This window comes from Embleya sp. NPDC059237, from assembly GCF_042754105.1.
GTDB lineage: Bacteria > Actinomycetota > Actinomycetes > Streptomycetales > Streptomycetaceae > Embleya.
Genome location: NZ_JBHZAE010000028.1, coordinates 1 through 24,995, shown reverse-complemented (window position 1 = coordinate 24,995; position 24,995 = coordinate 1). Strand labels below are relative to the sequence as shown.

The 24,995-nt window shown below is 72.3% G+C and carries 32 protein-coding genes; 7 read left to right on the top strand and 25 right to left on the bottom strand.

All coding sequences use genetic code 11. The annotated features are described in order from the left end of the window. Nucleotides 1-13: 13 nt before the first annotated feature. Nucleotides 14-1,018: a 2-keto-4-pentenoate hydratase gene (locus ACFXKZ_RS48445; RefSeq protein WP_380013498.1), complete on the bottom strand. Its 1,005-nt coding sequence runs from the start codon at nucleotides 1,016-1,018 to the stop codon at nucleotides 14-16. Between the two features lie 174 nt (nucleotides 1,019-1,192). On the opposite strand from ACFXKZ_RS48445, the gene ACFXKZ_RS48440 reads away from it, so the two are divergent. After that, on the top strand, nucleotides 1,193-2,503 hold the full coding sequence (locus ACFXKZ_RS48440; RefSeq protein WP_380013495.1) for a helix-turn-helix domain-containing protein: 1,311 nt from the start codon (nucleotides 1,193-1,195) through the stop codon (nucleotides 2,501-2,503). A 203-nt stretch (nucleotides 2,504-2,706) separates the two neighbouring features. Here ACFXKZ_RS48440 and ACFXKZ_RS48435 read toward each other — a convergent pair whose 3' ends face one another. Beyond that, nucleotides 2,707-3,003 (bottom strand): hypothetical protein, encoded by a 297-nt coding sequence (locus ACFXKZ_RS48435; RefSeq protein ID WP_380013492.1) that lies wholly within the window; start codon nucleotides 3,001-3,003, stop codon nucleotides 2,707-2,709. A gap of 358 nt (nucleotides 3,004-3,361) precedes the next feature. Here ACFXKZ_RS48435 and ACFXKZ_RS48430 point away from each other — a divergent pair, with 358 nt between their 5' ends. Further along, nucleotides 3,362-4,528: a permease-like cell division protein FtsX gene (locus ACFXKZ_RS48430; RefSeq protein ID WP_380013489.1), complete on the top strand. Its 1,167-nt coding sequence runs from the start codon at nucleotides 3,362-3,364 to the stop codon at nucleotides 4,526-4,528. A gap of 96 nt (nucleotides 4,529-4,624) precedes the next feature. On the opposite strand, the gene ACFXKZ_RS48425 is transcribed toward ACFXKZ_RS48430, so the two are convergent. Both ACFXKZ_RS48425 and ACFXKZ_RS48420 read right to left on the bottom strand, forming a co-directional pair. Next, on the bottom strand, nucleotides 4,625-4,840 hold the full coding sequence (locus ACFXKZ_RS48425; RefSeq protein ID WP_380013486.1) for a helix-turn-helix domain-containing protein: 216 nt from the start codon (nucleotides 4,838-4,840) through the stop codon (nucleotides 4,625-4,627). A 539-nt stretch (nucleotides 4,841-5,379) separates the two neighbouring features. Further along, nucleotides 5,380-6,390, bottom strand: coding sequence for an LAETG motif-containing sortase-dependent surface protein (locus ACFXKZ_RS48420; protein ID WP_380013483.1), 1,011 nt, complete (start codon nucleotides 6,388-6,390; stop codon nucleotides 5,380-5,382). Between the two features lie 135 nt (nucleotides 6,391-6,525). Here ACFXKZ_RS48420 and ACFXKZ_RS48415 point away from each other — a divergent pair, with 135 nt between their 5' ends. Together ACFXKZ_RS48415 and ACFXKZ_RS48410 are read left to right on the top strand one after the other, a co-directional pair. Continuing rightward, nucleotides 6,526-7,164: a tyrosine-type recombinase/integrase gene (locus tag ACFXKZ_RS48415; RefSeq protein ID WP_380013480.1), complete on the top strand. Its 639-nt coding sequence runs from the start codon at nucleotides 6,526-6,528 to the stop codon at nucleotides 7,162-7,164. 404 nt (nucleotides 7,165-7,568) lie between these two features. After that, nucleotides 7,569-8,921 carry a hypothetical protein gene (locus ACFXKZ_RS48410; protein ID WP_380013477.1) on the top strand — a complete coding sequence of 451 codons (1,353 nt, stop codon included), beginning with the start codon at nucleotides 7,569-7,571 and terminating at the stop codon, nucleotides 8,919-8,921. Nucleotides 8,922-9,201: 280 nt separating this feature from the next. Here the strand turns inward: ACFXKZ_RS48410 and ACFXKZ_RS48405 are convergent, their stop codons facing one another. Further along, a complete protein-coding gene (locus ACFXKZ_RS48405; protein WP_380013474.1) occupies nucleotides 9,202-9,600 on the bottom strand; it encodes a hypothetical protein in 399 nt (132 codons plus the stop codon). Nucleotides 9,601-10,130: 530 nt separating this feature from the next. Here ACFXKZ_RS48405 and ACFXKZ_RS48400 point away from each other — a divergent pair. Together ACFXKZ_RS48400 and ACFXKZ_RS48395 are read left to right on the top strand one after the other, a co-directional pair. After that, a complete protein-coding gene (locus tag ACFXKZ_RS48400; protein ID WP_380013471.1) occupies nucleotides 10,131-10,487 on the top strand; it encodes a JmjC domain-containing protein in 357 nt (118 codons plus the stop codon). A gap of 18 nt (nucleotides 10,488-10,505) precedes the next feature. Further along, nucleotides 10,506-10,688: a hypothetical protein gene (locus ACFXKZ_RS48395; protein ID WP_380013468.1), complete on the top strand. Its 183-nt coding sequence runs from the start codon at nucleotides 10,506-10,508 to the stop codon at nucleotides 10,686-10,688. A gap of 84 nt (nucleotides 10,689-10,772) precedes the next feature. Here ACFXKZ_RS48395 and ACFXKZ_RS48390 read toward each other — a convergent pair whose 3' ends face one another. The 4 genes from ACFXKZ_RS48390 to ACFXKZ_RS48375 all read right to left on the bottom strand — a co-directional run bounded on the left by ACFXKZ_RS48390 (nucleotide 10,773) and on the right by ACFXKZ_RS48375 (nucleotide 12,567). After that, nucleotides 10,773-11,114: a transposase gene (locus tag ACFXKZ_RS48390; RefSeq protein ID WP_380013465.1), complete on the bottom strand. Its 342-nt coding sequence runs from the start codon at nucleotides 11,112-11,114 to the stop codon at nucleotides 10,773-10,775. Next, nucleotides 11,111-11,359: a hypothetical protein gene (locus ACFXKZ_RS48385; RefSeq protein WP_380013462.1), complete on the bottom strand. Its 249-nt coding sequence runs from the start codon at nucleotides 11,357-11,359 to the stop codon at nucleotides 11,111-11,113. The genes ACFXKZ_RS48390 and ACFXKZ_RS48385 overlap by 4 nt, the downstream gene beginning before the upstream one ends. Nucleotides 11,360-11,432: 73 nt before the next feature. Further along, entirely contained in the window at nucleotides 11,433-11,717 is a 285-nt protein-coding gene (locus ACFXKZ_RS48380; protein WP_380013459.1) for a hypothetical protein, read from the bottom strand. A 535-nt stretch (nucleotides 11,718-12,252) separates the two neighbouring features. Continuing rightward, nucleotides 12,253-12,567, bottom strand: a complete 315-nt coding sequence (locus ACFXKZ_RS48375) for a hypothetical protein (protein WP_380013456.1) — start codon at nucleotides 12,565-12,567, stop codon at nucleotides 12,253-12,255. Between the two features lie 377 nt (nucleotides 12,568-12,944). Between ACFXKZ_RS48375 and ACFXKZ_RS48370 the strand changes: the two genes are divergently transcribed. Continuing rightward, complete coding sequence (locus tag ACFXKZ_RS48370; protein WP_380013453.1) at nucleotides 12,945-13,451, top strand: prepilin peptidase; 507 nt, start codon at nucleotides 12,945-12,947, stop codon at nucleotides 13,449-13,451. Nucleotides 13,452-13,585: 134 nt separating this feature from the next. Here ACFXKZ_RS48370 and ACFXKZ_RS48365 read toward each other — a convergent pair whose 3' ends face one another. The 16 genes from ACFXKZ_RS48365 to ACFXKZ_RS48290 all read right to left on the bottom strand — a co-directional run bounded on the left by ACFXKZ_RS48365 (nucleotide 13,586) and on the right by ACFXKZ_RS48290 (nucleotide 24,589). Further along, nucleotides 13,586-13,936 (bottom strand): hypothetical protein, encoded by a 351-nt coding sequence (locus tag ACFXKZ_RS48365; protein ID WP_380013450.1) that lies wholly within the window; start codon nucleotides 13,934-13,936, stop codon nucleotides 13,586-13,588. Between the two features lie 140 nt (nucleotides 13,937-14,076). Next, the gene (locus ACFXKZ_RS48360; RefSeq protein ID WP_380013447.1) at nucleotides 14,077-15,099 is read right to left on the bottom strand and encodes a hypothetical protein; all 1,023 of its coding nucleotides are present in this window, start codon (nucleotides 15,097-15,099) and stop codon (nucleotides 14,077-14,079) included. An 87-nt stretch (nucleotides 15,100-15,186) separates the two neighbouring features. After that, entirely contained in the window at nucleotides 15,187-15,672 is a 486-nt protein-coding gene (locus tag ACFXKZ_RS48355; RefSeq protein WP_380013444.1) for a hypothetical protein, read from the bottom strand. 39 nt (nucleotides 15,673-15,711) lie between these two features. Beyond that, a complete protein-coding gene (locus tag ACFXKZ_RS48350; RefSeq protein ID WP_380013441.1) occupies nucleotides 15,712-16,566 on the bottom strand; it encodes a hypothetical protein in 855 nt (284 codons plus the stop codon). A 93-nt stretch (nucleotides 16,567-16,659) separates the two neighbouring features. Further along, nucleotides 16,660-17,637, bottom strand: a complete 978-nt coding sequence (locus ACFXKZ_RS48345; RefSeq protein WP_380013438.1) for a hypothetical protein — start codon at nucleotides 17,635-17,637, stop codon at nucleotides 16,660-16,662. Between the two features lie 123 nt (nucleotides 17,638-17,760). Next, nucleotides 17,761-18,093, bottom strand: a complete 333-nt coding sequence (locus tag ACFXKZ_RS48340) for a hypothetical protein (protein WP_380013435.1) — start codon at nucleotides 18,091-18,093, stop codon at nucleotides 17,761-17,763. 71 nt (nucleotides 18,094-18,164) lie between these two features. Further along, complete coding sequence (locus ACFXKZ_RS48335; RefSeq protein ID WP_380013432.1) at nucleotides 18,165-18,902, bottom strand: hypothetical protein; 738 nt, start codon at nucleotides 18,900-18,902, stop codon at nucleotides 18,165-18,167. A gap of 190 nt (nucleotides 18,903-19,092) precedes the next feature. Then, nucleotides 19,093-19,959, bottom strand: a complete 867-nt coding sequence (locus ACFXKZ_RS48330; protein ID WP_380013429.1) for a DUF317 domain-containing protein — start codon at nucleotides 19,957-19,959, stop codon at nucleotides 19,093-19,095. 79 nt (nucleotides 19,960-20,038) lie between these two features. Next, nucleotides 20,039-20,434 (bottom strand): hypothetical protein, encoded by a 396-nt coding sequence (locus ACFXKZ_RS48325; protein WP_380013426.1) that lies wholly within the window; start codon nucleotides 20,432-20,434, stop codon nucleotides 20,039-20,041. 85 nt (nucleotides 20,435-20,519) lie between these two features. Beyond that, on the bottom strand, nucleotides 20,520-20,972 hold the full coding sequence (locus ACFXKZ_RS48320; protein ID WP_380013423.1) for a hypothetical protein: 453 nt from the start codon (nucleotides 20,970-20,972) through the stop codon (nucleotides 20,520-20,522). Nucleotides 20,973-21,059: 87 nt separating this feature from the next. Continuing rightward, entirely contained in the window at nucleotides 21,060-21,836 is a 777-nt protein-coding gene (locus ACFXKZ_RS48315) for a hypothetical protein (RefSeq protein ID WP_380013420.1), read from the bottom strand. A gap of 82 nt (nucleotides 21,837-21,918) precedes the next feature. Next, nucleotides 21,919-22,275, bottom strand: a complete 357-nt coding sequence (locus ACFXKZ_RS48310) for a hypothetical protein (RefSeq protein ID WP_380013417.1) — start codon at nucleotides 22,273-22,275, stop codon at nucleotides 21,919-21,921. 136 nt (nucleotides 22,276-22,411) lie between these two features. Next, the gene (locus ACFXKZ_RS48305) at nucleotides 22,412-23,221 is read right to left on the bottom strand and encodes a DUF317 domain-containing protein (RefSeq protein WP_380013414.1); all 810 of its coding nucleotides are present in this window, start codon (nucleotides 23,219-23,221) and stop codon (nucleotides 22,412-22,414) included. A gap of 127 nt (nucleotides 23,222-23,348) precedes the next feature. After that, a complete protein-coding gene (locus ACFXKZ_RS48300; RefSeq protein WP_380013411.1) occupies nucleotides 23,349-23,573 on the bottom strand; it encodes a hypothetical protein in 225 nt (74 codons plus the stop codon). 25 nt (nucleotides 23,574-23,598) lie between these two features. After that, nucleotides 23,599-24,015: a hypothetical protein gene (locus ACFXKZ_RS48295; protein ID WP_380013408.1), complete on the bottom strand. Its 417-nt coding sequence runs from the start codon at nucleotides 24,013-24,015 to the stop codon at nucleotides 23,599-23,601. A 172-nt stretch (nucleotides 24,016-24,187) separates the two neighbouring features. Next, nucleotides 24,188-24,589 (bottom strand): hypothetical protein, encoded by a 402-nt coding sequence (locus tag ACFXKZ_RS48290; RefSeq protein ID WP_380013405.1) that lies wholly within the window; start codon nucleotides 24,587-24,589, stop codon nucleotides 24,188-24,190. Between the last annotated feature and the right edge of the window lie 406 nt (nucleotides 24,590-24,995).

Here is a 24,995-nt window from a genome sequence, read left to right as displayed (position 1 = left end):
AGGGTCGGTTGCGTCACGCGATGTGCAGGGTCACCGGGGGCAGGTGCGGTGAGGCGGCGGACACGGTGGTTCCGGGGGCCAGGGGGAGGCCGGCGTGGACCGCGCCGGCCAACACGACGTCACCGGCGGCCAGTCGGGCGTCGAAGGCGGCGAGGCGGCGAGCCAGCCACACCAGGGAGCGGATCGGATCGCCCAGGACCGCCCGGCCCTTCCCGGACGCCGCGGGGGTGTCGTCCACGCGGACGGTGAGTTCCTCGGCGCGCAGGTCCCACGTGGGCGCCGGGACGGCCGCGCCGAGGACGAAACGCGCGCAGGCGGCGTTGTCCGCCACGCTGTCCGCCAACGTGAGGCCGTCGAGGGTGAAGCGGCTGTCGATGACCTCCAGCGCGAGGAAGACCTCGGCGATCACCGCGCGGGCGTCGCCCTCGTCGACGTCGGCACCGTGCAGGTCGTCTCCGAGGCGGAACGCGATCTCCGCCTCGATCCGCGGCGCCACCAACTCGCCTACGCGCAACGTGCCCCCGCAGGCGATGGCCATGGTGTCCAGGAGGATTCCGGAGTCCGGCTCGTCGATCCCCACCTGTTGCCGCATCGCCTGCGAGGTCAACCCCACCTTGTGACCCACCACGCGGGCGCCCTCGTCCACGCGCAACGCCGCCCCGCACCACTGCACGAGGTACGCGTCCTGCAGGGACAGCCCCGGTCGGCGTCGACTCAACGGTTCCATCGGGGCCCGGTCGCGTTCCGCGCGGCGCAGACGTCGGGCCTCCTCGGTCGCCAGGCGATGTTCGCGCCCGCCCGGGATCGCTCCGGTCGGGAGGTCGGTGGTCGTCGCCCGGGCACCGGTCGACGGCCGCGACGGGGCCGGTGCCCGTCCCCGGGTCAGGAGCGCTCGCAACACGTCCCCGCCGGCGTCGATTGCCGTGCGCGAGGAGCTCCCCGGCGGGTCGTCGCGCCGGGGACCGGAACCGCCTGCGGACTCGGTGGGCGGGGTGGAGGTGGGAGTGGTTTCGACCATGGTGTCCTCCTCGGTCCGCCGACGAACTCCGGCCGGTGTCGGTCGGGTTCGCCGGGTCGGGGAAGCGAGTACAACGCACCCGGTCGATGTGGGCACAGGGCCCGGGTGTATCCCCGCTGTATCCCCGGGGTCGCCGGAGCGGACAAGGGCGCGGCGGGGTGATGTGATGGGTGCGTGGACAGTTCCCCTCGTCACCCGTTGTCCCTTGTTCGGGCGGAACGCGGCTGGTCGCTGGAGGACCTCGCCCGCGAGGTCCGCGACGCGGCGGCCCGGCGGGGTCTGCGTTCGGGCACCCGGCGCGGGCGGGTGTGGAAGTGGGAGAGCGGCGTCGAGCCCTGCGCGGAATCCCAACTCCTGCTCGCCGAGGCCCTCGGCGTGGACCCCGCCGACGTCGACGTCCTGGCCTGGCCGCACTGGTTGCCGGGCCTGCAGGCGCCGTTGCCCCTGGGCGCACACCACACCGTCACCGCGTTGAGAGAGGCGTTGAAGACGACGATGAAACGCCGCACCCTCCTCGGCTACACCGGCACGGCCCTGGCCGGGCTCGCCGCACAGTGGGCCGTCCTGGAGCCGCCGGCTGTCGCCGGATCACGCCCCGGCGCCGCCGTGGACGCCGAGTTCGTCGAATGGTTGGAGACCACCGCCGCGCAGCTGAGCGGGCTGGCCACCGTACGACCCCGACACACCGCCGCCCTGCTCGAGGCGCATCTGGAGACCGTCACGACGTTGATCACCGATGCCGGCCACACCCCGCGGGTCGGCCGTCGGCTGCACCTGTTGGCCGCGAGCCTGTCCCAGACCATCGCGTGGGTCCGGTTCGACCAGGGCGAACACGCGGTGGCCGGCAGGTTCTGGCACGCCGGGCTCCACAGCGCCCACGCCGGCGCCGACCACGACCTGGGCGCCGGGATCCTGTCCGACCTCGCCTACCAGGCCACGTGGACCGGCGACCCGAAATCCGCCGTCGGCATCCTCGAGCACGCCCTGACCCGAACCGGTCACCCCGCCGCGCGCTCCCTTCTGCACCTGCGCAAGGCCCGCGCGCACGCCGCCCTGCGCGAAGCCCGGGCGTGTCGGCGGGCCTTGGCCTGCAGCGAACACGAACTCGCCGCCACGCGCCCCGATCCGGCGCCCGCCTGGTGCTCCTGGATGGGCGAGGCCGACCTGGCCGTCGACTCCGGACAATGCCTCCTCGACCTCGGCGACCACCTCCAGGCGCTCCACCTCATCGACGAAGGCCTCGACACCCTGCAACGCCCCCGCGACAAGACCCGCGGCGTGTTCCTCACCTACCGTGCGCAGGCCTGCGTGCGAGAGGGGCAGATCGACCGCGCCGCGGCCGCCGCCACCGAGGCCCTCACCCTCGCCCGCCGCATCGGCGCGCCCCGATGCGTGGCCCTCGTCCGCGAACTCGCCCCCGCCTTCGCCCTTCACCGCACCGTCGAAGGCGTTCCCGAACTCCTCGACCTCGTCCGCGCCACCTGAACAAGCGGGACGTCGACTCCCGCATCGGCGGGACACAGGCGTAGCTGTCGTCGCGCGGGGCCGCGAACGTGGGCGGGTGCACGGGTTGTTGCGACAACGTCCGGCATTGCGGCGCCCGAGCAGCGTGTTGCCGGGCCCCTTGGCGCTGTCATCACCCGGGGCCGCACCCGGCGTCCGGTTCCGACGATCGGTTGTACGCGAGTTCAGTGGACCGCGGCATCCGGCGCGAGTACCAGGCCGGCTGCCGCGAGGAAGTCCTCCAGGTCGATCTCACCGCCGTCGGTGCCGTCGTCCCATTCGATCAGGAGCCCCGACAGACCCTCGTCCCACGTCTCGGGCGTGTCGTCCGATGCGTCCGAGCCACGATGCCATTCGACACTGCCCTCCCCGTGCCGGTATCGGAGATACAGGTACCGTCCCGACGCCGTCCAGGCGTCCCACTGCGACGGAAAACCGTGACAGGTCTGCACCACCCGCACCAACGTCCGATCCACGTCCATCCGAGGATGGTCGCGCGTCGACAGGACGCGAACAATCGATTTCGGCGGTTCGTAATCCTGCGCCCGGGGCGGGAGTGTGGACGTCCGTGGGGGGCGTCCTCTTTTGTGCCACCGTACTGGCCGATCCGGTCGGTCGAAGGCGAACCGCCAATTCCGTGAAGCCGGGCCGACGAACGTTCAGGATCTGTTGCGAGCGACCGCAGGACTTGCGCCCCCAGGTAGTTCGTCTTCGCCCCCGCAACACACCCGGCGGCTGCCGCCCCGCGTCGACGGCGCCGGCTCCCGGGATCGGTCATATCCGATGAGGGACACGCCAACTACGCTCGGTACCAGGCACGTTCACGACCGGGGGATGAACATGACGACACTTCACGCATCACACGCGGGCAGGATCACCATCGGGTGCGCGGCCGCGCTCTTGGCGATCACGGCAGTCGCGGGGTGTTCCGGCGGGAACGACAAACCCTCCCCGAAGCACGCCGCCGTCAAATCCTCCGCACCGGCCGGCTCCGCCGCGCCGGACGACAACGAGGCGACCGAGGCCGGCGAGAGCAAGCTGCCGCCGCCGGGCGTCGACTACTGGGCGGACAAAGCGGACCTGGCGGTGTTCCTGTGCCGGGCCGCAGTACCCAAGGGCGGCTGTTACGACGGCCCGGTCACCAGCGCACAGCTCCAGGAGATCGCCGACGCGCTCAAGGCCATGCCCCAGGTCCAGCACGTCTACTACGAGAACCGGCAGCAGGCGTGGGAGCTGTTCCGCGCGCAGAACGCGAACAACCCCGCACTCCTGGCCGCCATGACCGCCGAGCAACTCCCCGAGTCCTTCCGCGTCAAACTCCGCAGCCCCGACGGGCGCATCGCCGTCGTCACCGCGATGGAGGGACGCGCCGGCGTCGAATCCACCATGGACCACAACCGCGCCACTCCCCCGCCTCCCGCTGCGCCGGGCCCGCTCACGCAGGAGCAGGCCCGGCGCGCGGTATTGACGGCGGACGACGTCGGCCCCGGATGGAGCGGCGGCGCCCTCACCGACACCGGGTCCAAACCCGCCTCCGGACCCTACTCGGGCAGCAGCGGCGACACGGGATGCGACCGCGCCATCGCGGGCGCACCGGCCGGTGCGATCACCATCGCCCTGGGCGCACGACGGGAATTCGAGAGCGTCAACGGGCTGCGGCTGGCCGCCTCCGTGCAGGTGTACGACGGCAACAGCGCCGCGCTCCAGGTGGCCAAAACCCGCGCCATGCTCGCCGGTTGCACCGGAATCCCCATGCCCTACCAGGGCACCACCGCCCGCTTCAGCACACTCCCCGCCCCCGCCCTCGGGGACGAGAGCCTCGGCATACGCGTCATCGTCGAACATGATGGGCCCAAAACCGTCGACTCGATCCTGATCCGCGTGGGACCCAACCTCGCCGGCATCGTCGTCACACCCCTCGCCGACAACGTCACCCTGCCCCCCGCGACCCTGGACCGACTCGCCCGCCAAGCCGCCGACCTCCTGCGCGCCGCCACCCGCAACTGAACCCGGGCACCGCCCACTCCGAAGGCACCCGTGTGGGGCCTGGTCGACGCGCCGTCGACCAGGCCCCGCACGCAACGACAGCTGGGGGCGGAAACCTCATCTCTCAGAGGATGGCCCACCGGGTCTGGGGCCTCGGGCCCGCAGGGGCGTGCCCGCCTCGCGCAGGAGGCGATGCGTCGCGGTGTAGGACAGTCCCGCCTCGGTTGCGATCTCGCGGATCGACGCGCCGCGGTCGTACGCGGCACGCAGCTCCCGCGCCGCTTCCCGTCGAACGTCCCCGATCAACCATCGTGTCCTGGGCACCCAGGCCATCGTCACCTCCTCACCGGTTCACCGCATCGTGAACGGCAACCCCCGGCGGAAGCAAGCACCCCGCGTCATGCGCGTTCCGAGAGATCACGAGCTGGGGGTTGCGGGGCTTGGCGAGCGTCCACGGCCGCACCGAGCAGGTCATTCAAGACCGACCGGGCCCCGGAACGTCGACCCCGGACTCGACATTCCGCGACACGAACTTGCCTCCAGCCGCAAGATGCTTCCAGGTAGGCGCAAGTTTCGCCGGCGTCCGGTGCGCTGGAGAAGTCGACACGTCGGCTGCCGGGGCACCGTCGCGCCCAGGAGGAACGGGCCGAACACGACGGTCCCGCGAGCGGACCTGTCCACCAGCCTCCCGGCCTCGGCAGCGAGCAGGAGTTGGCAGACGCATCCCTGCACCTCGTCGTCGACGAGCGGTGGATCCGCGACATCCCCGGACCAGGCGGCGGGGGCAGGCGGCAGACCGCGACCCGCCACAAGCCGGAACCGCCGCCGGGGCGTGGCCCCGGCGGCGGTTGCGTGTCGTGAGGTGTCTTCGGTTAGGCCTGGTGCGTTCCGCGGCGCTTGCGGGCGAGGACTATCCCGCCGGCGCCGACCACCACGAGCGCGGCGGCGGCCCCGCCGATCACCATGGTGTTGATGTCGTCCGCGCCGGTCTCGGCGAGTTCGGGGCGCTTGGTCGGCTTGGTCAGGGTGGGCGGGGTCGTGGCGGGCTTGCCCGTCGGCTTGACCTCGGTGGGCTTGGTGTTCGGCACGGCCGGGTCGACACGGTAGGAGTACACGGTGCGTTGGACGTTGTCCTCCGGTTCGCTGTCGGGCAGCGGGCCGGTGATCCGGGTCTCGAGGATCTGCTCGTTGCCGGAGATGGTGCCCTTGAAGCCGGTCAGCCAACTCGGCCCACCGCCCTTGACGCCGGTCCTGGAGCAGGTGATCACCAGCCCGGCACCGTCCAGGCGACAATCCTCGGGTGCCTTGGTGAACTTGAACCCCTTGACCCCGGTCACGGTGACCGTGGCATCGGCCCGCTTGTTGTGGCCGTCCCAGTACATGATCGCGAAATCGTCGCCGAATTCGCCACCCGGGTTGAGGTACTTGAACGATGCGGGGTTCTCGACCCGCAGGTCCGCCTGGACGACCGGCTTTCCGTAGGTCAGTTCGGCGGTGGCCTTGGCATCACCCTTGACCGCCTTCGCGATGAAGGTGACCTTCTGGCCTTCCTGGCCCTCCTCCGTGCCGACCGGAATGACGACCTTTCCGTCCGGGCCCGGCGCACACGTCGTCTTGCGCGTGCTCTCGCCCCACTCGCATTGTCCGTACATGGACCAGCCGAAGGTCCCGGAACCGGTGCCCTCGAAGTCGACCTCCACGGGCGCAGACGTCGTGATGACGAGCTTGACGAGCGGACCGCCCGGCAGGGTCGTCGCGGTGGACGGCGTGATCGTGATCCCGCCGGCCGCCGAAGCCGTCCCCGTCGCACCCACGAAACCGGCCATGACGGCGCTGCCGGCAATGCCGAGAGCGACGACGCTCTTCACGTTGAAACGTGACATGCAGTGATTCCCCACCCCTACGAGAAACGGAAAACCCGCTCGTTCGAAGGAACGGCGGGTCATCCGATGGCAAAGAAAGGTTTACACCCGCCCCAACCAGGCCGTCAATCCTGATTCGCGGGCCACGAAAGCCAGTTGAGCCGCCGTATCACCGTCCGGGGGAGGGCCGGGAGCAGCGGTGGGTCCGACCACAGCAGCGACACCCCGATCCTGGAGAAACCGGAACTCCAGCAGGTCATTCGCCGCACAGAGGACGCCCGCGAGGCATTGATCGGCACCCTCGTCTACACCCTCGCCGGTCGCGTCAGCGAAACCTGCGAGGCCGACGTCCACGCCCTCCAATACCGGAACGGCGGAAAGGTGTTGCGCCTGCGCCGCAAGGGCGACAAGGTCACCGACTTCCCGCTGCCGCCCCGCGTGCTCACCCTGTTCGACGTCGTCTTGGACGGCCGCACCCACGGCCCGCTGCTGCTCGACGCCGAGGGCAGACGGCTCGACCGATTCGACGTCGACCGGTTGCTCACCCGCCTCGGCAAACGTGCCGGCGTCCTGCCCGGACGCGACCTGACCCCGCACGTGCTGCGCGCCTGCCGCCTCACCCACATGCACGACGACGGCGTCGACCTGGACGAGATCCGCGAATACGCCGACCACCAGAACGTCGCCACCACACTGCTGTACGTCCGCCGCCGCGACGACGGCACCAAACGCGCTGCCCACGCCCAGGCCGCCGTCCCCCTCTACGACCACCTCATCGACCGCTGGATCCCCTGAACCCACCACCAACCAGGCCCGGGTTCCGCCTCTTGCGTGGCCGTGACGTTGTTGTGCGGCTCCACCATATCGGCCTGCGCCGGCCCCAGCTGGTGAAGCGTCTGTGTGTGGCGGACGCCTTGAAGTGGCCCCGGATGTTGGCGTGTTCCGGGGCCACCGTTGAACCGCGAGGGATCGTGAGGGCGTGATCTAGTGCCGCATCGACCGGTCGGCGAGGACCTCGGTGATGCGTGCGTGGTCGTCGGCCACGAAGGGCTCCTTCGGGGATGCGGTGGGACGGTCGGGGCGTTCGGGCGGCAGCTTGCGGTCAGGTGCGCGCTCTTGCCGTTGGGTGGGGCAAGGCCGGATACTCAGGGTTGCTGATGAGCTTCGCGGCGGATCCTTCACTCACAGGATGTGATCGCTTGTCCGAGGAAAGCACCAGCCAGGCTCTGACCCGAGCCGAGACCGAGGCCCTCGCCGCTTGGCAGGCCGTGCCGTACGCCGTCTCCCACCAGGAGGCGCAACGCATCTCCCGGGAGTATTTGGACACGGCCCGCAAGGAATTCGAGGAGCAGATCGGTCAGCTCCCCATGGCCAGGCAGAACGCCGCTCGCCAGGCCGAGAGGAAGCTGAAGGTCAACGGATGGGAGGTGTACCCCGTCCCGAAATGGTGGGGCTTCGAGATCGTCCTCAACGCCGAGGCTGCCAAAGGCTTCGCCGAGATCATGGACGGGCTGGGGGAAATCCTCGGGGCTCTGCCCAGTCCGCTCGGCCCGCTGATCGAGTTCACCATGAAGATCCGCGCCGCCATCATCCAGGCGATCGGCTCGCAGTACGGCTGCCGGCTGGTCTCGCCCTGGGTGGCCCCTCTGATGCTCATCCCCCTCTCGCTGGCGCCCAAGTCGGACACCTCGCTGTGGTGGACGGTCATGAACGACTCCCACGAGTGGAGCCAGGACGAGAAGTTCCCCGGCCATCTGTCCGCGTCCACTCCTGCGCTGGCGGAGTACAACGGCAAGCTGTACTGCGTGCACCGCGGGAACCAGGACAGCAAGCTCTGGTGGACCGTCTACGACCCCGACCCCGACCGCAGTAAGGGCTGGAGTACCGACACCGCCTTGCCCGGCCACATGAGCAGCACGGGTCCGGGCCTGGCCGTCTACAACAACCATCTGTACTGCGTGCACCGCGGCGCCGGCAACGACCAGTACCTGTGGTGGACCCGCTTCAACGGCACCAGCTGGAGCACCGACACTCGGATGAGCGGCGCGACCACGCATGCCCCGGCCCTGGCGAGCTTCCGGGGCATGCTGTACTGCGTCTACAAGGACAGCAAGAACAACAGGTTGTGGCAAACCCGCTTCAACGGCACCAGCTGGGACGCCGATAAGCTGCTCCCCGCGCACGAGACCGCCTCCAACCCAGCCCTGGCCGTCTACAACAACCATCTGTACTGCGTGCACCGCGCCAGCGGCTACAGCCAGGCCTTGTGGTGGACCCGCTTCGACGGCACCAACTGGAGCACCGACACCACGCTGCCCGGCCATGCGAGCCAGGAGGGGCCGGCCCTGGCCGCCCACAACAACCATCTGTACTGCGTGTACCGCAGCATGACAAACGACCCGAGACTGTACTGGTGCCGCTTCAACGGCACCAACTGGAACCCCCCAGCCAGGCTGCCCGACCATATGAGCCTGGAAGGGCCCGCCATCGCCTCCTACCGAGACCCCAACGCCACCGAGAACCAGCTCTTCTGCGTCCACCGCGGTAGCTGAGAAGCCGCCACGGAACATCGGCACGGCGCAGAGGCGGCGCGAGCCAGATCTCGGCGGCGTGCTCGACGCGGGATCGCACAGGCGTTTCAGCGGAGCGCCCATGAGGTTCTTGCGGCGGCGATCATGGCCGTGCGCCGCTGACGGGGCGCGGGATTCCGCGAAGCCCACGGCGTCCTACTCGGTCGTCGAGGAACCTGCGGACGGCCGTTAGCGCTGGTATTGATCTTGCGGGGACAGGATGGGCCATGGGCGGCCGTGCCCGAGCAGGGAGGTCCGGCCGTCAAGTGTGGTCCGGATCCGCGTCCGCGTACGTCGCGGCCGGTCGGAACGTAGCCGTGCACGCGGCGCAGATCAGGCCGGCCACGTCGAACTGGCGAGGGGAGATCTGGAGTCGGCGGGGTGTGGGGCACGCACACACGACCAGGAAGCGAGTGGCCCCGGCGGGGCCGGAGCGCTCTCGGCGCACGGTGGCCGGAAGGCCGACTGCGGCCGCCGCGTCCAGCGCGGTGATCACCGAGGCCCATGTCGAGGAGTCGGTCTCGGGTCGTAGTCGGCACTGCTCGAAGCCCGTGACCGACCGGGGATGCTCGGGCGGGGTCAGGCCGACCTCTCGCGCGAGTTCGACGAATCGCCGGTTGTGGTAGCGCCCCGCAGAGCTGGTGTCCTTGATCCCGCGCACCGCAGCCAGACCGTGGGCGGCCCGGTGAAGCAGACCTTCGACCGCCGCAACCGAGGGTGTCCGCCGTGACGAGAAGTTCGAGGGTGTGCTGTCCCGAATCCCCAAAGACGAAGCGCCGGCCAGTGCGCATCACCGCGCACGCGGTCGCGTCCCCGGCCGGGCCGGTGGCCCCAGTGGTCGCCGCGATCTCCGGCACGTCCGGATGGTGATGCCGGATCCGGCGCCAGGCCGTCTCGACGGCGCTGATGAGAGCAGCCCCGTGAAACAAGGCAGCCGCTACACCGTCCCCCGCATCCGAGGGTCTCGGGACGGCCCACATGGTCAGTAGGTCGTCCAAGCCGACTCGCCGTGAGCCTGCGGGTTCAAGCGACATCGGATCGTCCAGGGAACGCACACGACGTGTCATAGCCGGATCATCGAGGAAGGGCGCGGCCCGTACCGGGGCGGTCGCCGCGAGACGCGGCGGCCGCCGAACGTGCCGCGTGGGTCCGTCAGCCGCCGTTGGGGGGATCAGGCCCGGCGTCGCGTCCGTGACCAGCCGCCGCAATGTCGTCGTGCACCGCCTCCAACCCGCCCACCTGCACGAACGCCTTGCCGCCGGCGCCACGCTCGTCCTGGACGCCGTCGGCGAACTCCACCACCCGCTCGGCGAATTCGCCCAGGACCTGGAGCGTTTCGTCCGCACCGGCGTCCAGATCAACGCGTACGCCTCCTGGACTGCGGTGGAGGGATTCGGGATCTATTGGGACGATCACGACACCGTAGTTGTCCAACTCGACGGCTCCAAGCGGTGGCGCCTGTACGGCCCCACCCGCATCGCGCCCCTGCACCGCGACGTCGCCGTCCCCGAACCCCCGCCCCAGACACCGATCGCCGACCTCGTGTAGGGCCACCCCTCCCTGCACGTGACCGCCGGGCTCCAGACCCGCACCGGCGTCGACCTGCTGGCGTGGATCGCCGACAACCTGCGCCGGGACGCCGACTTCCGCCGAGACCTGCAGGTGGGCGGGTTGGAGGCGGTGCACGACGACGTTGCGGCGGCTGGTCACGGACGCGACGCCGGGCCTGATCCCCCCAATGGCGGCTGACGGACCCACGCGGCACGTTCGGCGGCCGCCCCACGATCGACAACGGCAGCCCCCGCCCGCCCACCGCGAGATACAGCTTCGTCGTCAACCCGCCCCGGGAACGGCCGAGTCCCTCGCGAGCCGCATGCGTCGGGCCCGCCGCCGCACGCTCCACGCCGCCAGGTTCGTCCCCGTCCGCAACCCCCTTTTACGTGCCCCGGCCGCGTGTTGGTGCGCGCGGACGACCGTGGAATCCACCGACACCGACCAGTCGACCCGACCGACCGCGTCCTCCCGCACCCGCACATGCTCCAGCAGCGCGGCCCACGTCCCGTCCGCCTCCCACCGCACGAACCGCTCGTGCACCGTCTGCCAGGGTCCGTACCGCGCGGGAACGTCCCGCCACGGCGCACCGGTGCGCAACCGCCACAACACCCCGTCGATCACCTGCCGATGATCACGGTCGGGCGGGTCGGGCGGCGCGGCCGACCGTGCCACCGCTCGCCGGCCAACGCCCGCTCCACCAGGCCCATCGCGCGCTCCATCGCGGCGGCACGCGACCCCTCGTACTCGTACATCCGCAGCACCCCGCCCAGGGCGTGCACGGGTACGGCGTCGCGCAGGTCGACGCGGGCGGCGCCGTAGCCGTCCCGCGCCGCGGCGAGCACCGCGCTCACGTGCTGGCGGGCCATCCGGGCCAGGACCACAGGGACTTCCGCAGCACCGGGTGGGGGCGGTACCCGGGCGGGCCGGCCGACGCTTCCGTCAGCCGGGATCTCCGGTCGGCTTCAGCAGGGCCCGTTTGGCGTCGATCGCCGAGCAGCGGTCGGCGATCTCGGCGGCTTCGGTAGCGAGTTCCGTCGCCCATCGGGCCAGGGGTTCGCCGCTGTTGAGGTTGTTCTGACGGTACGCGGCGTTGATGCCGAAGCCTCGGCCGGTGCCGGAGCCGAGTTCGCGGTAGCGGTCGGAGATCCCGTGCATCGCCCCCATCAGGTAGGACAGTTCCGCGTCGATCTTTTCGTGCAGTGCGCTTCGCTGGTCGTCGTCCATGGTCCGCATCCTTGCACCGGGGCTCGCGCGAGCGCGGTCGTTCGGCGTGGATCGCATCCGGAGGGGGTCGAAGCACCTCGGCGATCAGGCCGGATGGGCGGTCGCGCCGGGTCGCGTGGCGGGGTTTGGCGCCATGGCGTCCTCGATGAGTGCTTCGGCGGACAGGCTCCCACCCTCAAGAAGCGGGCGGCCCCGGTCGTCCTACGGCTGGCCAGCTGGGGAACGAGATTGAGCTGGTATGGGGAAAACCGGTGAGCCTCATCACCCCTCGACATCGCTCCCGGCGTGCGCCCGCGGCGATCGGGAACGGCTTGCGGATCCCGAGTGTGTGGGGTGTTGTCCGGGTGAATCGTGTGCGGGGGTGGGCGGGTGCCCTCCGTGGGGTCCACACATTCGTCTCGCGGCGTGGTGTGCGGGCTGTGCCCTGCGGGGGATGACATGGGAGCGGCCCCGGAATCGTCTCGTGCGGTTTCGGGGCCGCTCTTGTGCGTCGCGCGGACCCTCGGAGGAGGGGGCCGGTGGCCCGCCGACGGGTCTATCGCGGTGTACCGCGGCGGATCCGGTCGGCGAGGGCCTCGATCTCGTGGTCGAGGAGCCGGTCGATCGTCGCGAGCAGCTGCGGGTCGATGTCCGGGCGCAGCAGGCCCGGGAGGAGGTCGTTGATGCCGACGTGTCGGCCGGGGGTGTGGAGGTTTTCGAGGCGTTCGAGGACGAACGCGTCCAGGTTGGTGTTCAGCAGGCGGTTGACGGGTTCGAGCGCGGGATCGGGTGGGGCTTGGAGGCGGGGTTGCAGGCGGCGGTGGGTGGCACGGTGTTCCTCGTCGGGGCGGGCGGCGGCCTCTTCGCTCATCACGGCCCGGCAGGTGACGCCGTCGTCGTTCGTCTATTCACGGATGATCCACACGGGACCTCCAAGATCGGGGCCGGGAACGCTACTCCGCATCCGCAGCGAGCGGAAGAGGACCCGGGGGTCGTCGAGGGCGCGACGTGACGGAAGGGGGTCGGATGGCGGTGGCGGGTTGGGTGGTGTTGTTCGTCGTCGGGTTCGGTGTGGGGTCCCTCGTGCGGGTGGTCGTGTTCCGGTATGCGGTGGCTGCGGGTTCGCCGCCGGGGCGGGTGTGTGTGGGGTGTGGCGGGGTGGTGGTCGGGGCGGGGGGTGTGGTGCGGCCGTTGTCGGTGTGGGGGCGGTGTCGGTGGTGCGGGGTGCGGGTGGGTGCGGGGCCGTGGGTGGCGGAGGTGGTAACGGGGTTGGGGTTCGTCGGCGCGCCGGCGGTGGCGACTCCGGTGTGGACGGCGGTGGTGTGGTGGTGGTTGGTGCCGTTCGCCGTCGCCTCGGCCCTGGTCGACGTCTGCGTGCGGAGGCTCCCGGACCGGCTCGTGCTGGTGGCGGGCGCGGGGTTGGTCGTGCTCCTGGCGGGAGTTGCCGCGGCCCAGGGCCGGCCGGGGGCGTTTGCGCGGGCCGTGACGGCGGGGCTTGTCTTGGGTGCGGTGCACCTGGCGATGGCGGCTGTGGGCGGGATGGGCATGGGTGACGTCAAATTGGCCGTGGTCGTCGGTGCCGGGTTGGGGTGGGCAGGGTGGGCGTGCCTGGTTGTCGGCGCGGGTGCGGCGTTCGTCCTGGCCGCTGTGTGGGTTGTGGTCGCGGTGGTGGTCGGTCGGCGGGGTGCGGGGGTGCCGTTCGGGCCGTTCCTGATCGTGGGCGCCTGCGTCGGGCTGGCTGCGTGCGGTGCCTGATGTGCGGTGCGGTGCGGGATCGGCGCCCTGTCAGGGGCTTCCGGCCGGTGCGGGCCGCTCGATGTGGCGGTGCTCAAGTGGGTGGCGCCGTGGCGTGCCGGTTCGGCCGGGTACGGGGCGGTCGCGTGTCCGGGTCAGGACCCCAGGTCTCGAAGAAGGTCCCGGAAGGCGTCCTGGTCGCGACAACTCTCGTTCAACAGGAGGAGTTGGGCCGGGCGTCCCCCGTTGTTGACCTGGGCGGCCTGTTCCGCAAACAACTCGTGCACGGCGGCGTCCAGGTCCGATTCGGAGATGCCGACCTCCGTCGCGATCGCCTCCAGGTCGTGCACGTGTTCCAGGTGTGCGAGCGCGGCGCGTATGCGGTGGCCGGTGGCAATCTCGAGGAGTCGCGCACGGGTGTGGGGGTCGGGTTCGGCGACGATGGCGGCGGCCGTATCGGCGTCGACAAGAGGGGTGGCGGCCCGGTTGCACGGGCCTCGCCACATTCGTCCCGGCAGGCGGACGAACAGGGTCCCGGGTTCGCCCCGTTCGCCCTCGGTCCGCGCCCGGCACGCGAAACGCTGGTCGAGCGCGGCGAGTTCGTCGAGGACGTCCTGGAAGCCGTCGGCGTCGATGCCGTAGGCCGTCAGGACCTCGCCGGGGACGGGGGCTGCTCCGGCGCGTCGGGGTCGGTGCGGTAGCGCTCGGCCTCGGTCAGGAATCCCGCGTCGCGAAGACGGTCGCCGAGTTCGGGGGCGGTGTTCGGGGAGCAGTCGACGACGGTGAGGGTGGCGTAGTGCTCGTCGTCCATGTCGGACTCCTTGTTCTGGTGGGGTGTTCGGACGATGGCTAGGCGCTGCGGAGGTCTCGTCGCGCGCGGTTGAGGTGGGCGTCGGCGGCTGCGATCGGGCCGATGTCGGTGACGACGTCTCCTTCCCAGTCGGCGGGTCGGCCCGGCGATTGCGGTGCCTGGGGGGGCGTCCACGGGGTGCTTGAGCCACCCCCACAGGTCTCCGACGAGTTCGCGGAGCCGGCCTCGGGTGTCTTCCAGGTAGAAGTTCGAATCGCCGCCGAATCCGAAGGGATCCACGTAGTCCCACAGACACACGAGACGGGTCCCGAAGGTTTCGTTCAGACGTCCCAGGACCTTGTTCACTCGGTCCTGGTCGTAGCCGTCGTCCATGGATCCGCGCAGATCACTCAGTACTTCGGCATGGGAATCGAGTGACGGCGTGCCGCGAGGGCAGGCTGCGATCCATGCTCCGAGAAACCCGCGCAGGTCGTTCGTGGTGATCGAGGCCAGGGCGTCGAGGGGCACGTCGAGGTCGTCGTGGAGGGAGAATCCGTCGCGGTGTCCGTGGCCGCTCTCGTGGATCTCCACGGCAGAGGGCGGGAAGTAGCGCAGCTCCCAAACGTCTTGGCGGACGCGGATGTAGGGCGTGTGTCCGTTCTCCAGGTGGATCTCCTCGTCGGGGAACTGGACGCGGCTCTGGTCGTAGTCGCGTTCGCGGGCCGCGTGGGCGATGCCTTCACACAGGTTCGACCATGTCGCGCGGTGGTGTTCGCGTCGAACGTGGTGCTCGTCGACGCCAGCGGAGTCGATCAGAGCGCGGGCGTGGTTCACGTGGGGGTGCTCGTCGTCGTGCGTCCGGTGATCGGGTGTATGCATGTCTGGGTTCCTTCCGCGTTCGAGGTGTCGGGTGGGAATCGGGCCGTCCGGGCCCGCCGCGTCACGTGTGGCGGGCCCGGATGCGGGTTAGGTCGCGGTGTCGTGGCAGCAGGTGCAGGGGGCGGCGTCGGCGCGGCGTGCGCGGGCGGCGGCGCGTCCTTCGTGGTACCCGATGCAGGTGCGGCAGGTGAGTTCGCCGGTGGTGATCCGGTACTGGGTGAGCCGCTGGTTGCGGTCCATGGTGCGGCACAGCGGATACACGGCCTGGTATTCGTGTTCGGGTTCGCGGGGTTGGGCGGTGTGGGTCTTGCCGCCCGTGACCGGGGTGCACACGGTGGCGTAGTCGTCCTCGTCGGGCGCGTCGAGGTGGGTGCGCCGGTCCGCGCTCAGGGCCGCGTCCCATGCCTTGGCGGGGGTGTGGGTGCCGGCGCGCCACAGGGCGCCGGCGGCGGCGGTCACGGCCGCGCGGCGGTGTTCGGGCAGGGCCGCGAACGTCGGGCGGGTCCAGCGGTCGGCCGGTTCGGTCTGTCCTCGGGGTCCGGTGGAGGGGGTGGGTGGTGCCGTGGTTGTCATGGGTGACTCCCTTGGGGGTGTTGGTCGTTCGGGTGGTGGTCAGTCGCGCATGCCGGCGTTGAAGCGTTCGGTGGCGATGCGGACGGCGCGTTCCGGGCCGGTGGCGCGGACGGTGTCCTCGTGGGCGAAGGTGTGCTCGCCGAATCCGGGGATGTCGTGGCGGACGTCGAGGGTGGGCTCGCACGGGACGGCGGCGTGGAACGTCACTTCGCAGTCGTCGTTGCACGTGCCGTAGACGCTCCACCAGCGGGTCGGCTTCGCGCGGCCGGGGGTGTTACCGGCGCGGCTGAGGGCGTGGTCGGCGTCGATGGCCCATACCGGGTCGGCGTAGGGCACGCATCCGTCGGACAGGCAGGCGAGTTCGATGTCGACGGGTTCGCCTTCGAAGGCGCCCAGCACGAGGGCGGTGTCGTCGGGCAGGCGCAGGCCGACGACGGTGAACGGGACGTGGACGTAGTCGATGCCGTCGGCGAGAACCTTGACGTATTCGTGTTCGGCGACGAGGTGGGCCGCGCTGTCGTGGTCGGGCCGGATGCCCGCGAGTCGGTCGCGGACGAAGCGCATGGCCTCGCGGGTGTCGACGTTCCAGACCCTGTCGACGAACGCCGTGGTGTGCCGGCTCTGGGGGGTGAGGGTGATGTCGATGTCGCGGTATCGCCCCTCGAGGGCGGCGACGATCGTCCTGTCCTCGCCGCGCCGCACGCCGAGCACGGTGTACGGGACCAGCGGGGCGGTGAGCAGCGGCGAGGTGACGTGGACGCGGGCGCGCTCGCGCCGGACGAGCGTCAGGGACGGGCGCGCCTCGGGCTCGACGGCCGGGGCGGGGGCATCGGCCCGGGTGGTGGTCTCGGTCGGGTCGACGGCGGGGGTTGGGGGTGTGGGGTCGTGGGTCACGGGTTCGTCCTCTCGGGTGTGGGTCGGTATGAGGTGGGGGTGGTGGAACGGCGGGGCGGGTGTGGTGTGTTCGCCCCGCCGTCGCACCGGCGGCTAGGTGGTGGGCGGGCGGCGGTAGCAGAACTCGCGCATCGCCCGGACGTAGGCGGTGACGGCCTCGACCATGTGGGCGTCGTCGGCGGGTCCGGTGCGCGGGACGCGGACGACGTCCTCGGGGAGGTAGTCGGTGGGCGGGTCGTCCCAGCGGTGGTGCATCGCCGTCCACGTCCCGACCTCCTGGAGGTGGTCGGGGAGTTCGTCGTCGTGGTCGGTGTCGGCGATGTGCAGGCGGGAACCGTCCGGCAGGACCACGAGGATCACGGGGTACTCGTCGTCGAGGGCGACGCGGGCGACGTGCCCGGCGGCGGTGAGCGCGGCGATCACCGGCGCGTACGCCTCGTGCAGTCGTCGCGTCGGCGTGCCGAGCGCGGGCTGGGCCATCGCCTCGACGACCGCCGCCAGCGCCGGGTAGGTCCACGCGCCGAGGGGGGTCAGGACGGCGCGACTGTCGAACATGGGCCGGCTCACGTGGATGTCACGGCCCGCGACCCTCACGTGGGCGGGTCCGTGGAAGTTCGTCGGATCGGCGGCGATCCCGGGCTCGGAGGGGCGGGCGTTGGTCTCCCCGACGAGCGCTGCAACGTCCCAGCCGGCGGCTGTTGTGGTGCCCGGGCTCTCGGGGGCGTGGGCCGTGATCGCGCGCACGACGGGGACGGCGACCTCGGGGAGCACGGCGCTCCCGTGCAACGTCACGTGGGCGAGCGGGTCCCCGAGCCGGGGGGCGTCCAGTTCGGTGCGCGGGTGCACGCTCAGGCCCACGACCGGGCCGGCGCAGAACACGACGACCGGGTGCACGCTCATCGACGCCTGCCCCCGCGATGCCGGGGCGACCGGCACGTGGAACGTCCCGGCGCCGGGCGCGGCCCACAACGCGCGGGCGATCGTCGCGACCCGGGCGGGCTCGTTCAGGGGTGCGGTGGGGTTGTACAGGCCGGGGCTGTTGTGGCTGAACCGGGTGGGCAGCATGCCCATGACTCCTCCTCGGATACGGGGCGCGGTCGGTTGGTTTCGGTGGCCGCGCCCGCGACGATGGCGGGCGCGGCACAGCCGTCGGGGCCGGTCGGGACGGAGGCTGGTCGGGGTGCGGGGCGGGGTCTATCGGCCGCCGCAGCCGGCGTGGCCGCAGCCCCCGCAGAACCCGCCGTGGTTGCACGCGCACGGGCACGGCCCGGGGCCGGTCCCCCGGCGGCGGCGCGGGCCCGGTGCGGCGGCGGTGGGCTTCGGGGCGGTGGCGGTCGGGCGCGCGGTATCGCGGTCGACGTCGGTGGCGACGGTGTCGACGGGCACGGCCGGGCCGTGCAGGGCATCGCCCGGGTCGGCGTGCCGGTCGTGGAACACGCCCGGGCCGGCGTCGAGGCGGTCCGGGACGGCGCGGGTGCCGGGCTTGGGGTCGGTGGCGGGCGGGGGTGTCGGTGTTCTGCCGTTCATCGGAGCCTCCGGTGGGCGGGTGGTCGGCGATCGGGCGGGGCGTGGGGCCTCGCTCTCGGGGTGGGAGTGGCTCAGCCGCCGGGCCGGCCGCGCAGGTGGGTGCGGGCCCGGGCGTAGGCGTCCAAGAGGGCGCGGAAGCGCGCGGCGGCGTCCAGGTGGCGGGCGCCGGTGATGGCGAACGGGGGCATGTCGGCCGCCTCCCGCATCGGGTCGTGGGTCGTGAAGTCCCGGGCCCGGTCGCGCGGATACGCGTGGAGCAAGCGGTCGAGGCCGTCGAGAAGGGCGGCTTCCCTGACGACCACGCGGCGCAGTTCGGCCATCGGGTCGTGGTCGCGGGCGGTACCGATCGTCGCGATGACGGCGGGGTGGTGACCGACGATGTCGATGGCCATGGCCGAGGCCATGGAATCCGCCAGCCAGTGGCCGAGCACGGTGAGGTCGGGTTCGCGCTCGGGTCGGGCGATCCCGCCCAGGGGTGTGGCGTTGTGGGCGGCCAGCAGACGGTCGAGGTGGCCGGCGGCGTCGTGCAGGCGCGCGTCGACCACGCGCGCGTCGGTGAGCGAGTCCCGCAACGCCGGGTGGAGCGGGGCGTCGGACACCTCACGGAGGATCGACCGTGTCGTCGCGGTGTGGGTGACGGGGGCACGTCCGGTCTCGAGGTGGTCGACGGTGTCGGCGGCGGCCACGATCAACGCGATCAGTTGAGCGGCCGGCTCCGGTGCGGGATCGGGGGTGCGCAGGTCGTCGGGCGTGACCCCGTGGAGTGCGCGGGCCACAGCGCGGGTGCCGCGGGGAAGAGGGCGGGGCATGGGGTGCCTCCGGTCGTGGGTGGGGCGGGTTGTGGGCAGGGGGTGTCGACGGTGGGCGGGGGTGGGGGTGTCCCGGTGTGGTCACGGGCCCGGGGGCCGGCGCCCGCCCGGTCGTTGCGGCAGGGCGGGGCGGGCGCCGGGGTCGTGCGTGGTAGCCGGCCGGTGAAGGGCGGGCGGTGGGGGTGGTGGGTCAGGTGCGGGTGGGGCGGACCGCGTGGTGGCGGTTGGGCAGTGCGCCGGGGTGGCGGTCGGGCAGTTCGCCCGGGTGACGCTCCAGGCCGGCGGGGTCGTTCATGGCGCGGACGAACGCCCCGATCAGCTCGTAGGGCACGGTGTCAGGGAAGGTGACCCGCCAGGCGGGCGCGTAGATGCCGTCGCCGATGGTGACCACCCACAGGTTGTCGGCGTAGTGGTAGTCGGGGTCCTCGGGCTGGAACCGGACCCGGGCCAGGCCGTCCGGGCCGTGCGAGGTGATGTTGCCCGGGTGGTCGGCCACCGTCGTCCAACCGGCCGCCTCCAACATGTCGAAAACGGGGTCGACGCCGTCGTGGCCGATGCCGGCCAGGTACGGCTTCACGGTGACGCGGCTGTCGGGGTCGTCGAAGTGGGCGCGGGCGGCGGTGTACGGGTGTTCCGTGCCGAGGGGACGCGGGTCCCACACGCTCGCCAGTGCGCGGCGAGGCAGTTCGCGGGGGTGGCGTACCAGGCCGGACGGGTCGATCATGGCGCGGACGAACGCCTTGATCAGCTCGTAGGGCACGGTGTCGGGGAACGTGGCCTGCCACGCGAGCCCGAACGCGCCGTCGCCGACGGTGATCCGCCACAGGTTGCCGGCGTAGTGGTAGTCCCGGTCCTCGGGCTGGAACCGGACCCGAGCCAGGCCGTCCGGGGAGAACCAGGTCACGTTGCAGAGGTCGTCGTCGGTGACCGTCCAGCCCGCGTCCTGCAGGAGGCGGGCGATCGGGCCGACGGTGTCCTCGCCGATCCCGGCCAGGTACGGCCTCACGGAGACCCGGCTGTCCGGGTCGTCGAGGTGGGCGTGTGCGTCGGTGTGCACGATGGATTCCCTTCGATGAGTGGGTGGTGTGCCCGGCCCGGGCGAAGCGTCGCGGCGGCCCGGGCGCGCGAGCCTGGGGTCAGGTCGCGGGGTCGGTGGGGTCGGGCCCGGTGGCGCGCCGGTACACGGTGAGCAGGCGGCGCAGGTGCGTGGCGGCGTCCTCGCGGCGGGCGGCGGCGACGCCAGCGTCGTGGGCTTCGCGCCTGGCCGTGACGTAGCCGTACGGGTCCAAGGGGCGGTGGGCTCGGGTGGTGCGGGAGCGCAGGTGCCGCTCGGCGATGTCGAGGCGGTCGAGAATCTCGGCGGCGCGGATGATCTCGGCGATCAGTCGCGGCGGGCCCGCGATCGCGTCGGTGCCGGACGAACGGCCGGGGCGGGTGAACCCCGCGCCGAGGGCGTCACGAACCATGCGGGTGCCCAGGGGCGCCTGCGACGAGTGGGGTGTCGGCGGGCGCGGGTCGGGGCGGGTGTTCACGATGAACCTCCGGCGGGTGTGGGCGAATCGGGTGGGGTGCCCGGGCCGGACGCCGCCGTTGCGGCCCGGGCGCGCGGGGCGAGGGTCAGCCGGCGGGGTCGGTGGGGTCGGGCTGGGTGGCGCGCCGGTAGACGGTGATCAGGCGGCGCAGGTGCCCGGCGGTGTCCTGGCGGCGGGCGGCGGTCAGGGCCACGTCGCCGCCGTAGTGCCGGTCCAGAGGGATGTTGCGGTCCAACAGGGCGGGGGCGGCGGCGAGTCGCGCGGCGGCCGAGGCGATGTTCGACCGCAGCTCGGTGTCGAGGAAGTCGAGCGTGTCGGCGGTGTGGATGATCAGGGTGGCCAGGCCGGCGATCGCACCGGTGCCGGCGGAGGTGGGCAACAGGTCGCGGGCGGTGGCGGCGTGGTCGGTGGTCCCGTCGCCGAGCGCGTCGTGGACCATGCGGGTGCCCAGCGGCATCGTCGACGCGACGGGCTGGGGCCGGGGCGGTGCGGGCTTGGGCGTCGGCCGAGCGGCGGGCCGGTCGGGGCGGATGGTCACGGGAACCTCCGGACGGGTGTGATGGGTTGGGGTGGGGCGCCCGGGCCGGGCGCATCCGCTGTGGCGGCCCGGGCGTGCGGGGTCGGGTCAGGTGGTGGGCGGCCGGTTGCGCAGGTGGGTGCGGGCGTGGGTGTACGTCTGCAGGAGGCGGTCGAGGCGGCCGATGGCGTGCAGGTGTCGCACGGCGCCGGCGGTGTCGGTGTGCAGGAGCGGCGGCTGGATGAGGCCGGTGGTGTCGGCGTGGGCCGACAGGGACCAGGCGGTGTCGCGCATGTGCCGGCGCACGGTGGTGTCGAGGTCGTCCAGGGTCGCGGCGTCGCGGGCGATCAGCCGGCGCAGGCCGGCCATCGGATCGGTGCCGCCCGGCGGGTCGATCGCGCCGAGCAAAACGGGGTGGGTGTCCAGGCGCTGGAGGGTCATGGCGGTGCCGAGGGGGTTGTCGGTGCGCGCGCGCCAGGCGGCGAGCATGTCCGGGTCGGGGTCGCGGCCGGGCGTGGCGTCGGCGCCGGGGGACGTGGCGTTGTGGATGGCCAGGAGGCTCGCGAGGTGGTCGGCGTCGTCGCGCAGGACCGCGTCGGCGACGGCCGGGTCGGTGGTGGGGGTGTGCGGGTGCAACGCGCGGTGGGGGGCGGCGTCGAAGATGTAGGCGGTGGCGAGGGTGGTGAGCGTGGTGTCGAGGGCCCGCGTGCGCTCGCGGTCGGCGGTGTCGACGTCGTCGGCGCAGGCGACGATCAACACGATCACCTGACTTGCGGGGTCGTGTGCGGGGTGCGGGGTGCGCAGGGTGTCGGGCGTGGCCCCGTGGAGGGCGGCGGCCACCATGCGGGTACCGAGGGGCACGGTGGGCGGGCTGGTGTGTGACATCGGGGAACCTCCGGTGGTGGCGGGGTGGTTGCGGGCCCCGGGGCGTGCGGTGTGGACGCCCCGGGGGTGGGGTGGGGTGGGGTCAGAACGGTTCGGCCATGCAGGCGGCGACCCGGCGGATCAGGTCGGCGGGCTCCGGGGTGCCGGCGTCGAACCGGGCCCGGTGGCGCATGCGCAGGCGGGGGTCGGTGGCGTCGGGGGGCGCGAGGGTGAACACGATCCAGGTGAGCTGGGCCGACGTGGTGGGGGTGGGCGGGTGCTCGATCACGCCGACGAACACGTCGCCCTCGCGCGATTCGAACGCGTCGTCGAGTACGAGGGGCCTCATCCGCAGGCTGCACAGGCCCTCGCGGGTGACGGTCACCGTCTCGACGCGCTGGATCAGGGTGAACGGCGGAAGGTCGGTCGGCATGCGGTCTGCGGTGTCGTGGTTCGTCACGAGTGACTCCCGTGGATTCGTCGGGTTCGATGCGTGCGGTTGGTGGAGTGCTGTCCGTGTGGTTCGTCCCGGCGGGACCGGGGTCCCGGGGCCAGCCGGGCACAGTGCCCACGGGGCGGCCCCGGGCCTTGCGGGGTCAGCGGCGGGCGTGGGCGGGCACGTCCTCCGGGTGGCGGGGCAGTCCGGGGCCGGTCATCACCCGCATCACGGCGGTGATCACACCGGCCGGGGTGCGGCCGGAGAACTCCGCCTCCCACCGCCCCGGGCAGTTCGGGGCAGCGCTGGGCCCGGCCGTCAGCGTCCAACCGCCGGCGTGGGGCCGCACGCTGTACTCGTCGGTGTGGTACGACGGTTTGTGGAGCAGTCGGGCCGTGCGGTCGGGCGCGTGGGCGGTGATGTCGTCGTCGGCGGCGTGGTCGATCGACCAGCCCGCCGCGCGCAGGACCGCCCAGACCGTGTCGTGATCACCGGGGTCCGCGAGCCAGTCCGGCTCCTGGTGTCCGGGCGCGGCCAGTTCGGTGACGGCGGCGGCGACGATCTCCTGCGGCACGTGGATCCCGCTGATGATCCCCCGGGCGTCGTTGAACGACATCGTCCACGCGAGGTCGCCGTAGGGGCGGCCGTCGATCGTCCAGATCCCCCGGATCTCGTGCCCGGGCCCGTCGAGGTCGAGCGGCGTGAACGGGTGCAACTCCTCGGGGAGTTCCTCCGGCAGGAACCCGAGATACACCCGGCCGGAGGTCGAGCGGGCGTGGCCGTTGCCCATGTCGTCGATCGCGGTCGGCCACCCCGCCGCCCGGGCGGCCTTGAACACCGCGTCGTTCGTGTCGTCGCCGGCCAACCACGCCGGGGTCACCGTGACCTCGGCGCGCTCGTCGACGGAACCGGGCGGCGGCGCGGGGATCGGGGCCGGCGGGGTCGGGAGCGGGATCGGGTGGGTGAACACGAAACCTCCTCGGCAGGGGTGGCGCGGTATGTGGGGCCGGGTGGGCCCGGGGCCGCCGCAACGCGGCCCCGGGGGGCGGGAATCGGGTGACGGGCGGGGTCACGAACCCCGCGTCGGGGTGGGCGGGTTACAGGTACGGGCGGCCGTCGCGGTCGCGGTAGACGCCGGCCTCGCCCCAGGTGATCGGGGCCGAGAACAGGGCGCCGTCGAGGGTGCGGAGTTGGGCCATGCCGTCGGCGAGGACCTCGACGTCCATCTCGCGGTCGGCAACCCGCATGTGCAGGCAGACCTCGGACCAGGGCAACCTCACGCGGACCCGGTCGCCGACCCGCAGCGGTTTCCTCGAATCCATGACTCCTCCGGTGTGTGGGCGGGGTTCACGAACCCCGGGCGGGGGTGGGCGGGTCGGGGGCGGGCTCGTTCACGGCCCGGGCGTAGGCGTCGATCAGGGTGGTCAGGTGCGCGGTGACCAGCGCGTGCCGGCCGGCGGCCAAGTCCAGGTGCGTGGCGGAGTACTGGAGGATCCCGGTGTCGAACCGGCGACCGTCGAGGATCCGGTCCGCGCTGCGCGTCACCGACTCCCCCACGCCCCGGGCCACGCGCACCAGGTCGGCCGTGCACCGGTCGACCTCCCGTGCGGCGTCGATGACCAGGTCGGCCAGTTCGAACAGGGCCCCGGGCGCGTCGCGGTGACGCCGGTACAACTCGCGCGGGGTGACGCCGAGCCGGTCGGTCACCGCCCGGGATCCCGGCGCCGGATCGGGCGGGGACGGGGCGGGGTCGGGGTTGGTCATGGCGGGTTGCCTCCGGGTGTTCGGGCAGGGGTGCTCGACCGCCGGCCCGGCGGGTGGGGTGATGTGCAGATGCGAAGTTGCCGGGTTGCGGGGTGTGCCCCGGTGCCGCCCGCGCGGCGCAGCGCGCGGGGTGTGGGCGGCCCGGGCACACCCGGGGTGTGGTGCGGGAGGGTCAGGCGCGGTCGGCGCGCAGGCCCTCGGCGATCCGGGCGGACACGTGGGCGATCCGGCGGAGCACGCCCCGGCCGTTGCCGCCGTCGTGTTCGTCGTCCGGGCCCGTCGCGGCGATCAACGCCCGTGCGGTGTCGGCGAGTCGCGTGTGCTCGCCGGGCATGTCGCGCCAGGTTCCCGGCGTCCGGTCCGTGAGGGCGTCGAACGCCTTGCTGAACGCGAGGACCTCGGGGCGCCGGCGGTGTTCGCGTGAGCCGAGGTGGCCGGCGGTGTGGGTGTAGCACCAGTCGTTGAGCAGCCCGCGCAGGTCGTTGTGGTGCTTGCGGTAGCGCTCGGTCGACGCGTAGGGCTGCGCGGGTGTCGGCAGGTCGGGCGCCCGGAGTCGGGCGCGCGGGTCGTTCATGGCGATGGTCACCTCCGGTGTGAAACGGGCGCGGAAATCCCGTCGTCGGATTCGCGATTCATTGCCGTACCGAATTCGCATTCCGGGCCCGGTTTCGTGCGGCCCGTTCGGGCGGTTTTCCCGCCCTCCGTTTTCCGGGTACATGAAAAGCATAGCTCGGTTTCCGTGAATTGCACCGCCGCGAATTGCTGGTATTCGGCGAATTCCTCGACCGAATCGGAGCCGGAATAGGGAATGCGCGACGCTTTCTATCGCCGGCCGCGAATCCCACGACCGAAATCCGGCCGCCCCGGCCGCGCGGGGGCGCCGGCACCCCGCGCCCGGCACCCCCCGGGGCGGGCCGGCCCACACCAGCTGCCGGCGCGGGCCCGGGGCCGGCGCCGGGCCCGGGCGCGGGGGCCGGCAC

Coding starts and splice junctions, on each gene's coding strand:
- ACFXKZ_RS48445 (WP_380013498.1), bottom strand. CDS start 1,018: ATGGTCGAAACCACTCCCACCTCCACCCCGCCCACCGAGTCCGCAGGC.
- ACFXKZ_RS48435 (WP_380013492.1), bottom strand. CDS start 3,003: ATGGACGTGGATCGGACGTTGGTGCGGGTGGTGCAGACCTGTCACGGT.
- ACFXKZ_RS48430 (WP_380013489.1), top strand. CDS start 3,362: ATGACGACACTTCACGCATCACACGCGGGCAGGATCACCATCGGGTGC.
- ACFXKZ_RS48425 (WP_380013486.1), bottom strand. CDS start 4,840: ATGGCCTGGGTGCCCAGGACACGATGGTTGATCGGGGACGTTCGACGG.
- ACFXKZ_RS48420 (WP_380013483.1), bottom strand. CDS start 6,390: ATGTCACGTTTCAACGTGAAGAGCGTCGTCGCTCTCGGCATTGCCGGC.
- ACFXKZ_RS48385 (WP_380013462.1), bottom strand. CDS start 11,359: ATGGCCCGCCAGCACGTGAGCGCGGTGCTCGCCGCGGCGCGGGACGGC.
- ACFXKZ_RS48380 (WP_380013459.1), bottom strand. CDS start 11,717: ATGGACGACGACCAGCGAAGCGCACTGCACGAAAAGATCGACGCGGAA.
- ACFXKZ_RS48375 (WP_380013456.1), bottom strand. CDS start 12,567: ATGAGCGAAGAGGCCGCCGCCCGCCCCGACGAGGAACACCGTGCCACC.
- ACFXKZ_RS48365 (WP_380013450.1), bottom strand. CDS start 13,936: ATGTGGCGAGGCCCGTGCAACCGGGCCGCCACCCCTCTTGTCGACGCC.
- ACFXKZ_RS48360 (WP_380013447.1), bottom strand. CDS start 15,099: ATGCATACACCCGATCACCGGACGCACGACGACGAGCACCCCCACGTG.
- ACFXKZ_RS48355 (WP_380013444.1), bottom strand. CDS start 15,672: ATGACAACCACGGCACCACCCACCCCCTCCACCGGACCCCGAGGACAG.
- ACFXKZ_RS48345 (WP_380013438.1), bottom strand. CDS start 17,637: ATGGGCATGCTGCCCACCCGGTTCAGCCACAACAGCCCCGGCCTGTAC.
- ACFXKZ_RS48340 (WP_380013435.1), bottom strand. CDS start 18,093: ATGAACGGCAGAACACCGACACCCCCGCCCGCCACCGACCCCAAGCCC.
- ACFXKZ_RS48335 (WP_380013432.1), bottom strand. CDS start 18,902: ATGCCCCGCCCTCTTCCCCGCGGCACCCGCGCTGTGGCCCGCGCACTC.
- ACFXKZ_RS48315 (WP_380013420.1), bottom strand. CDS start 21,836: ATGTCACACACCAGCCCGCCCACCGTGCCCCTCGGTACCCGCATGGTG.
- ACFXKZ_RS48300 (WP_380013411.1), bottom strand. CDS start 23,573: ATGGATTCGAGGAAACCGCTGCGGGTCGGCGACCGGGTCCGCGTGAGG.
- ACFXKZ_RS48295 (WP_380013408.1), bottom strand. CDS start 24,015: ATGACCAACCCCGACCCCGCCCCGTCCCCGCCCGATCCGGCGCCGGGA.
- ACFXKZ_RS48290 (WP_380013405.1), bottom strand. CDS start 24,589: ATGAACGACCCGCGCGCCCGACTCCGGGCGCCCGACCTGCCGACACCC.